The sequence below is a fragment of the Clostridium ljungdahlii genome, from assembly GCF_001636845.1.
GTDB lineage: Bacteria > Bacillota > Clostridia > Clostridiales > Clostridiaceae > Clostridium_B > Clostridium_B ljungdahlii_A.
On sequence record NZ_LITT01000008.1, the window covers coordinates 75,985 to 84,440 of the forward strand.

The 8,456-nt window shown below is 32.7% G+C and carries 6 protein-coding genes, 1 rRNA gene and 1 riboswitch; of the genes, 5 read left to right on the top strand and 2 right to left on the bottom strand.

Annotated features, from left to right (window positions below; genetic code table 11):
- Positions 1–90: 90 nt before the first annotated feature.
- Positions 91–2,571 carry an HD domain-containing phosphohydrolase gene (locus tag WY13_RS04495; RefSeq protein WP_063554509.1) on the top strand — a complete coding sequence of 827 codons (2,481 nt, stop codon included), beginning with the start codon at positions 91–93 and terminating at the stop codon, positions 2,569–2,571.
- A 1-nt stretch (position 2,572) separates the two neighbouring features.
- Here the strand turns inward: WY13_RS04495 and WY13_RS04500 are convergent, their stop codons facing one another.
- Positions 2,573–2,977 carry a YsnF/AvaK domain-containing protein gene (locus WY13_RS04500; protein WP_156498960.1) on the bottom strand — a complete coding sequence of 135 codons (405 nt, stop codon included), beginning with the start codon at positions 2,975–2,977 and terminating at the stop codon, positions 2,573–2,575.
- A gap of 73 nt (positions 2,978–3,050) precedes the next feature.
- A complete protein-coding gene (locus WY13_RS04505; RefSeq protein ID WP_063554510.1) occupies positions 3,051–3,500 on the bottom strand; it encodes a YsnF/AvaK domain-containing protein in 450 nt (149 codons plus the stop codon).
- 211 nt (positions 3,501–3,711) lie between these two features.
- On the opposite strand from WY13_RS04505, the gene WY13_RS04510 reads away from it, so the two are divergent.
- The 4 genes from WY13_RS04510 to WY13_RS04525 form a co-directional block, all read left to right on the top strand.
- Positions 3,712–4,344, top strand: a complete 633-nt coding sequence (locus WY13_RS04510) for a DUF6198 family protein (protein ID WP_063554511.1) — start codon at positions 3,712–3,714, stop codon at positions 4,342–4,344.
- A gap of 153 nt (positions 4,345–4,497) precedes the next feature.
- Positions 4,498–5,442 (top strand): MerR family transcriptional regulator, encoded by a 945-nt coding sequence (locus tag WY13_RS04515; protein WP_063554512.1) that lies wholly within the window; start codon positions 4,498–4,500, stop codon positions 5,440–5,442.
- Positions 5,443–5,589: 147 nt separating this feature from the next.
- Positions 5,590–5,703: riboswitch (FMN riboswitch) on the top strand.
- Between the two features lie 159 nt (positions 5,704–5,862).
- A complete protein-coding gene (locus tag WY13_RS04520; protein WP_063554513.1) occupies positions 5,863–7,380 on the top strand; it encodes an FGGY-family carbohydrate kinase in 1,518 nt (505 codons plus the stop codon).
- Between the two features lie 878 nt (positions 7,381–8,258).
- Positions 8,259–8,456: ribosomal RNA gene (locus tag WY13_RS04525) — 16S ribosomal RNA — on the top strand; the annotation flags it as partial.

The window sequence follows — 8,456 nt, forward strand, 5'->3', positions numbered from 1 at the left end:
AATGTATTATTTTGATATAAAAATAAATGTAAAAACATACATACTTTTCAATGCAACAGCAGAATATAAATGACTGTGAAGGAGGAAAGCATGATTGGAATAAAACATAAAGTTTTTATTATAGTATTTATTACAATAGTAACTTGTTTATTGGGTAATAATTTTGGAAAAGCAGTGTCTGCTGATAATAAAGAAAGTGTGAATCCTAATAAAGAAACTGTTTACAAGGCACTAGGTAATGATGAAAAAAAGGCAGATAGAACAATAATAATAGGCGATGATGAAGATTATCCACCATATAGTTTCATAGATGAAAATGGGAATCCAACTGGTTTTAATGTAGAACTTGCTAAAGCAGCAGCGGAGGCTATGGGATTTAAGGTAAAGATTAAACTAGGCGTCTGGAGTGAAATTAGGGATGAACTGGAAAATGGCAAAATAAATGTTATATCAGGTATGTTCTATTCTAAGGATAGAGAAAAACTCTATTCCTTCACAACAAAAACTTCAATAACTAGTGCTGATGTATTTACAAGGAAGGGAAAAAGTATAAAGAACATAAGTCAGTTAAGAGGAAAGACAGTAGTAGTTGAAGCAGATGAGATATCAGGAGAATATCTAAAAAAACAGAATCTTGGCATTAATTTTGTTAAAGTTAATTCATCTGAGGAGGCACTTAAACTTGTTTCTATGAACAAATATGACTATGCAGTAGTTTCAACTATAATAGGTCATTATTTTATGAAAAAAGATAAAATTTCAAATATAAAGGGTAATGGATTAGTTATTAATCCTGATGATTACTGTATTGCTGTAAAAAAAGGAAATGAAGATTTATTATTTGCTCTTAATGGAGGACTGCAAGTACTTAAGGCTACAGGAAAATATGATGAAATATATAATAAGTGGCTGGGGGTCTATGAAGAAAAAACCTTCTATCAGACAGTAATAGAGTATAGAAGCCTGATAATGGCATCAGCGGCAAGTATACTTCTATTGCTATTATGGAATATAACTCTTAAAAAAAGAGTTGCTGTACGTACAAAGGAACTATTAGAAGCAAATGATGCTTTGAAAAAGAGTAAACAGGAGTTATTGGTATCAAATGAAGAAATAGAGGCTTCTTATAATGAATTAGCTGCAATAGAAGAAGAACTTCGAAGTCAATATTATAGACTAATGAAAAGTGAAGAAAATTTAAAGAAAAGTGAAGAACGAAATAGGGCAATAGTAACCGCTATTCCAGATATTATCTTTGTTGTAGATGAAAATGCTGTTTTCAAAGACTGTCAAGTAAAAGATACTTCTTTGCTAATAATGCCTAAAAATGAGTTCATAGGCAAAACTCTTTGGGATGTACTCCCACCTAAAATAGCTGAAACTGGTTTTGAGAAAATTAAAGCTGCTCTTAAAAATAATTCTTTGGAAAGTTTTGAATACGAAATTGATATACCAGCAGGCAGGAAATATTATGAACTTCGGATAATTAAATGTAGAGAAAATGAGATTATTGCAATAAGCAGAGATATTACAGATGAAAGAAAAAATCAAAAGAAAATTGAATTTCTAAGTTATAACGATCAACTTACAGGACTATACAATAGGAGGTTTTTTGAAGAAGAGCTTGAAAGATTAAATGACAAAGAAAATCTTCCTCTTACTATCGTTATGGCTGATGTTAATGGATTAAAGTTAATAAATGATTCCTTTGGACATGCTGCTGGTGATGAATTGTTGAAAAAGGTTTCAGTGGTAATGCTTAATGCATGTGGTGATAAAGGTATAATATCACGTGTAGGAGGAGATGAGTTTGTAATACTGCTTCCAAAAACAAATGAACTTGAAGCGGACAAAATACTTAAGCGTATTTCTGAATTAGCTTCAAAGGAGAAGGTAGAGTCAATAAATCTTTCAATTTCTTTTGGATTTGCAACAAAGTGCCATGATGAGGAGGATGTATTTGAAGTACTGAAAAAAGCAGAGGATTTCATGTATAAAAAGAAGCTTTTTGAGAGCCCAAGTATGAGAGGAGAAACAATTGGGGCCATTATAAATACACTGCATGAAAAAAATAAAAGAGAGGAACAACATTCTCATAGGGTATCTGAATATTGTAATCTTTTAGGAAAGGCTATGAATCTACCGGATGGTGAAATACAAGAATTAAAAACTGTAGGATTGTTACACGATATAGGAAAAGTTGCTATAGATGAGAATATTTTGAATAAGCCAGATAAACTTACCGATGAAGAGTGGAAAAAAATTAAACGGCATCCAGAAATAGGCTATCGTATTTTAAGTTCTGTTAATAATATGGCGGAAATGTCAGAATATGTTCTAGCACATCATGAAAGATGGGATGGAAAGGGATATCCTAAAGGGCTTAAAGGGAAGCAAATTCCATTAAAATCAAGAATAATTGCAATAGCAGATGCTTTTGATGCTATGACAAGTGAGAGAGCTTATAGAAGTGCTTTATCAAAAGAGATAGCTGTAGAAGAACTTATTAAGAACGCAGGTATTCAATTTGATCCAGAACTTGTAAAGATATTTATTGAAAAGATAGTATAATTCATTTTTTATTGTTAATCACACTTGGAGATCCAGAGACTTTAATTTTAGCTTTCTCCTTTTTTAAAGTTTCTTCAATATGCTTTATCTCTTCAATTTGTTGTTTATATATGGATACATCTTCTAAGATGACTTTGTGTTTTACAAATTCCACCTGTTCCTCGCTCAAAGGGATACGTATAAATTCAGTAGAACTATTTTTACGTTGTACATCAGCTGAGGCAAAGGTCTCTTTCTCAATTATAAGTTCTTCGTGTACAACAGGTACAGTAAAATTTTTTTCTTCTGTGAAAGTCTCTTTATGAATTTTTACATTTCCTGTTTGTATCAACTTTTTTGCTATATCAAGCTGTTCTTTTTTAATTTGAAGAGTTGTACTATTGATATTATTATTTATCTTTACCATAAATTTTGTCCTCCAATTGTTTAGAAAGACACCTCGCGAATTGTGTACAATTTGTGGGGTGTCTCAAATTTAACTAGCTCTGGTTACTTGTACTGTCAACTACATTAGGATCGCCAATTTTATTTACTTTAGCTTCTTCTCGTTTGAGAGTTTCATCTATATGCTCTGTATTTTCTACGTCACGCTTATGAGCTGAAACTTCTCCCGATACTACTGTGTGCTTATTTACATCAACTTTTTCTTCACTGACAGGAATTTTAATACTTTCCTCATCAGTTATAGGAGAATCAGAGGCTTCATTGTCTAGGTTCCTTCTTTCAATTACGACTTCTTCATGTGTTACAGGGACATCTACACTTTTTTTCTCTTCTATGATTTCTTTGCTAAGCTCTACCTCACCTTTTTGAACTTTATTTTTAGTAATGTCAAGTTCTTCCTTACGGAGACGAAGTTTTGCTTCATCCTCATCAGTATCTCTTTTATTATCATCATCTTTTCCCCAAATTCCATTTAATATGCTCATATATAGACACCTCCTTAAATAATGACCATTTATATATTGCCCTTTGTGAAATATATTATCCTGTTTGAATATTGGAAATATGCTAAAGAAAAGGTTTGACAGTAATTAGAAATATTTTCCAGTATTAAAAACGGAGTATAAGAGTAATATGATATAATAGTATTGTCAGTATTTATATAAAACATACAAAAGTAAGAATCGAGGAATGCATATGAAGAAATTTTATCGAGGAATGATGTACTGTATAGGACTTGTGATACTTGCATTAGGAATTATTTTGAATACAAAAACAGGTTTGGGAGTATCACCTATAATTTCAATACCTTATTCCATCTCAAAAATTTGGAATATAAATTTGGGAAATGCAACTATGTGTATTTACATACTGTGTGTAGCTGGACAAGCAGCGCTGCGTGGAAAGGAATTTCGTCCATTTGACTTACTACAGGTTCCCATGAGTATTGTATTTAGCCGTATAATTAATATTTTTAATGATATGATAGTCATAAATTGTGATAATTTAATAATGAATTTGCTTTTGCTTGCAGCAGCAATTATTCTAACTGGAATTGGAGCATATATTACAGTTAGAATGAAGATTGTCCCAAATGCTGCAGATGGTTTTACACAGGCATTAGCTCAGCGAATTAAGAAAGGACTAGGACTAGCAAAAAATATAACAGATATATCAAGTGTTATAATTACTATAGTTATTGGTTTGGTGTGTGCTGGGAAAATTGTTGGAATTGGCCTTGGAACTTTAGTGGCAGTTATCGGTGTTGGACGTGCTATTGCCTTAACTAATATGTTATTTGGAAAGAAAATGATTGCACTTGTAGAGTAATATAATTGGTTTAAATTTAAGAGAGTGAAGTACTAATTGTTTGAGAATAGGTGCTTTACTCTTTTTTATTATTAGAAAATATATTGACATGTACCTTAGGGATACCATTAATATAAAAGTAAGATTTATTGATATTGGTGGGAGGAAATATATATGAATATAAAAATTGCAGCAGAGAAGACTGGACTTACTAAGAAGGCTATTAAATACTACGAAAGTGAAGGTTTGATTAATCCTTTAAAAAATGTTGAAAACAATTATAGAGAATATTCAGATGAGGATATTATTAGATTAAATTTAATAGGAGCACTTAGAACTTTAGATATACCAATAAAAGGCATAAAGGATGTAATTGCAGGTAAAAAAGGACTGCAGGAAGCTTTAATGGACGCTTTAGAAAAAATAGATGAGAATATAAGTTATCTAGAAAAAAGTAAGTTGATCATATCAAGTCTTATGGAAAAAAATCCAGATGATTATAAGTATTCAGGAGAACAAATCAAAAAGCTGCGGGAAACGCTGGAACTGTCTAGAGATGATAAAAAAGAGCTTATATCAAATAGTTTGCTTAGAATATTTCCAGGGAATTTTGGAAAAATGTTTGTCGTTATGTATGAGCCATTTTTAGACGTTACAATTGATAATGATGAAAAGAAGAAGGTATGGTTAAAGCTTGTGGAATTTTTAGATTCTGCTGAGGAAGTAGATGAAAGTGATTATCCAATAGGAAAATTAAAAGATTTTGAAGATGATAAATTAGATGAATTTAAAACAACGATAGGTAATCAAGTTAAAAAGCTATTGAACTATGATGATAGTGCTAAAAATATCGCAGTAAGTAATCACATTAAATTTGTAAAATCTTTAAAGGAGGATGAGAAAGTAAAGTGCAGCTTTATTAGATGTATTGAACTTACAAAAAAGTATTGTAAGATAATTAAGCCGATTCAAGGAGAATTTGAAAAATATCTAGCTGTGCTTAATGAGGACTATAAAAAGTATAGAGAAAATGACACTAAGATGCTGCTCGATATTGAGAATGGAGTAAAAGACAATCTAGGATTTGGTATAAACGATTTAGTAAAGAGTTTTATTTAATGATAATGATAGAACATGTGAAATAATATCTAAGTCATTGGATTTTTTAAGAAAGTATTTGATTGTATGAAATAGCGTAGTTTATGGCAATATATGAACATTGACAGAGAAAAAGTACAATGATATATTAATGGTAAAGTTATATAGAATATCCTTCGGGGTTGGGTGAAATTCCCTATCGGCGGTACAGCCCGCAAGCCATATGGCAGATTCGGTTAGATTCCGAAGCCGACAGTATAGTCTGGATGAAAGAAGGTGGATAAACAAAATGTATATGTTTATTATGTTTACAATCCCCTAGGAGATCCTAGGGGTTATTTTAGTTTGCTTAAAATTAAACGTTAGATAGTATGATAAAGAAAAGAGGCGAACTTTAGGGGGAGATTGCAATTTTTATATACCTCTCACTAAATATATAAAATGGAACATTATTATCTTGCTTTTGATGCAGGAACTCAAAGCGTAAAGGTTGCTGTATATGATAAAAATATGAAATGTGTAGCAAAATCGTTAAATAGGACAACTTTGAAATATCCTCATCCAGGATGGGTTGATATGGATGCAGATGAATATCTTTTACTTACAAAACTTGGTATGAAACAGTGTGTAGAACAGTTAAAAAAGCAAGGAATTGATCCTAGCTTAATTAAAGCAATAATGGGGGATGGAATTATTTGTGGAATTGTGGGTATAGACGAAAGTGGAAAGGCAATTACACCTTATATAAACTATCTGGATTCAAGAACACAGAGTGATGCTGAAGCTCTTAAGAAATTGAATCTTGATATTTGGGGAAAGGAAACGGGAAATGCTGATCCAAGCTGTATGTTTCCAGCACTGCATGCAAGATGGATCTTAGCAAATAATAAAGAATTTCAAAAAAGAGGCAAAAAGTTTGTCCATAATGCTCCCTATATTCTGATGAATCTTGCAGGTTTAAAAAGTGAGGACGCTTTTGTTGATTGGGGAACTATGTCAGGATGGGGCCTTGGATATTGTGTATATAAAAAGGAATGGTCTGATAAACAGCTTGATATATTAGGGATAGCTAAAAGTTATATGCCTAAGATTGTAAAGCCCTGGAATATTATTGGTATGTTATCGGAAAGTGCGGCAAAGGAAACGGGATGCCCTCATGGAATACCAATTTGTGCCGGTGCAGGTGATACAATGCAGTCCATGTTGGGAAGTGGAATTCTTGAAGCAAATAAGGCTGTAGATGTTGCAGGAACTTGTGCCATGTTCTGTGTCTCTACAAATGGGATTATTCCAGAGCTTAGTCAAAGGGGAAGTGAATTGATTTTTAATAGCGGCACTTTAGAAAATACGTATTTTTACTGGGGATTTGTTAGAACTGGAGGCCTGGCACTGCGTTGGTTTAAGGATAACATTTGTCAAAAATCTGATGATAGCTATTATAAACTGCTTAGCAGAGGAGCAGAAAAGGTTGTACCGGGATGCAATGGTGTGATTTTCTTGCCATATTTAACTGGTGGATATGGTCAATTTTCAAAGATAAAAGGCTGTTTTTTGAACATGACCTTGGATACAGATCAATTTGTTTTATGGAGGTCTGTTTTGGAGGCCATTGCTTATGATTATATGGAAATTACAAATGATTATAGAAATGCTGGTATCAAAATAGACAGAATTACTATTACCGAGGGTGGAAGTAGAGATGATTTGTGGAATCAAATTAAAGCAGACATTATGCAAAGTGAAACAATTACACTAGAAGTCTCAGGAGGTGCTGTACTTACAGATTGTATTATTGGTGCATATGCAGCAGGTGATATAGAGCACTTAAAGGAGGCACTTGTCAGCAATCTAAAAATTATCAATGAATATAGTCCAAATGCCAACAATTCAAATATATATAAGGAGCAGTATGTACTTAGAAAAAGTGTATTAAATGATGTGGTTAGCAACATAAAGTGATAAAAAGGGGGTTAGCAGTTAATTGCTAATCTCTTTTTCATAATGAGCTGACTGATACTAGTAGGTCGGAGATTTGACTAATACTAATTGAGAGGTAATACTTATTTTCAGCAAACTATGTCAGGTGTGTCACTATATGAATTATTGGGTATATAGAAGCATAATGAGGTATTGCTATAATATTGTATGGTAAACACCGAATATTACTATTGTTTGTATCTGCATATATGATAAGATATCACTTGTCGCTTCGAGAAGCGGCCAGTACAGCCAAGGATAGTTACTAATTATATTATTAAAAGAATATATAATGTAATGAACAACCTGGAAATAAATTACTAATTGACATAATAAAATAGATGTGATAAAATGTAATTCCTGTCGCAACTGAACGATAACTTAGAATGTTTAACTCATAGTAAATTACTAGTTGACAGGTTGGAACAAAGATGATATACTATAAAAGTTGTCGAAGTGAGGCAGCAAAATGATCCTTGAAAATTAAACAGAGGAAGATATAAGTACAACTTATTTAGAATAAACCAGCAATTCTTTTGAGCTGCGAGAGCAGCTAAAAAAGTAATTTCGTAATTTGGTGTATTACATTTAGTAATATACTAAAATTGATAGTAACGAGTACAGCGAGGAAAATGCTGAACGAGGAGCGGAACTTACTAACGTAATTGAGCACCACAGTGAAGTGTTTGACGAAGCTGGGCGAAGTTAATATCAATTTTCTGAAATCAATAATAACGAGTAGTTCAAGGAAAACCTAGAGCGAGGAGCAGAGTTTACTTAAGTAAATGAGCACCACAGCGAAAGGTTTGACGTAGAAATGCGAAGTTAGTATTGATTTTCAACAGAGCCATAAAAACTTTTAAATTAAGAGTTTGATCCTGGCTCAGGACGAACGCTGGCGGCGTGCTTAACACATGCAAGTCGAGCGATGAAGCTCCTTCGGGAGTGGATTAGCGGCGGACGGGTGAGTAACACGTGGGTAACCTACCTCAAAGAGGGGGATAGCCTCCCGAAAGGGAGATTAATACCGCATAATAATCAGTTTTCACATGGAAATT

Coding starts and splice junctions, on each gene's coding strand:
- WY13_RS04520 (WP_063554513.1), top strand. CDS start 5,863: ATGGAACATTATTATCTTGCTTTTGATGCAGGAACTCAAAGCGTAAAG.
- WY13_RS04500 (WP_156498960.1), bottom strand. CDS start 2,977: ATGGTAAAGATAAATAATAATATCAATAGTACAACTCTTCAAATTAAA.
- WY13_RS04505 (WP_063554510.1), bottom strand. CDS start 3,500: ATGAGCATATTAAATGGAATTTGGGGAAAAGATGATGATAATAAAAGA.
- WY13_RS04510 (WP_063554511.1), top strand. CDS start 3,712: ATGAAGAAATTTTATCGAGGAATGATGTACTGTATAGGACTTGTGATA.
- WY13_RS04515 (WP_063554512.1), top strand. CDS start 4,498: ATGAATATAAAAATTGCAGCAGAGAAGACTGGACTTACTAAGAAGGCT.
- WY13_RS04495 (WP_063554509.1), top strand. CDS start 91: ATGATTGGAATAAAACATAAAGTTTTTATTATAGTATTTATTACAATA.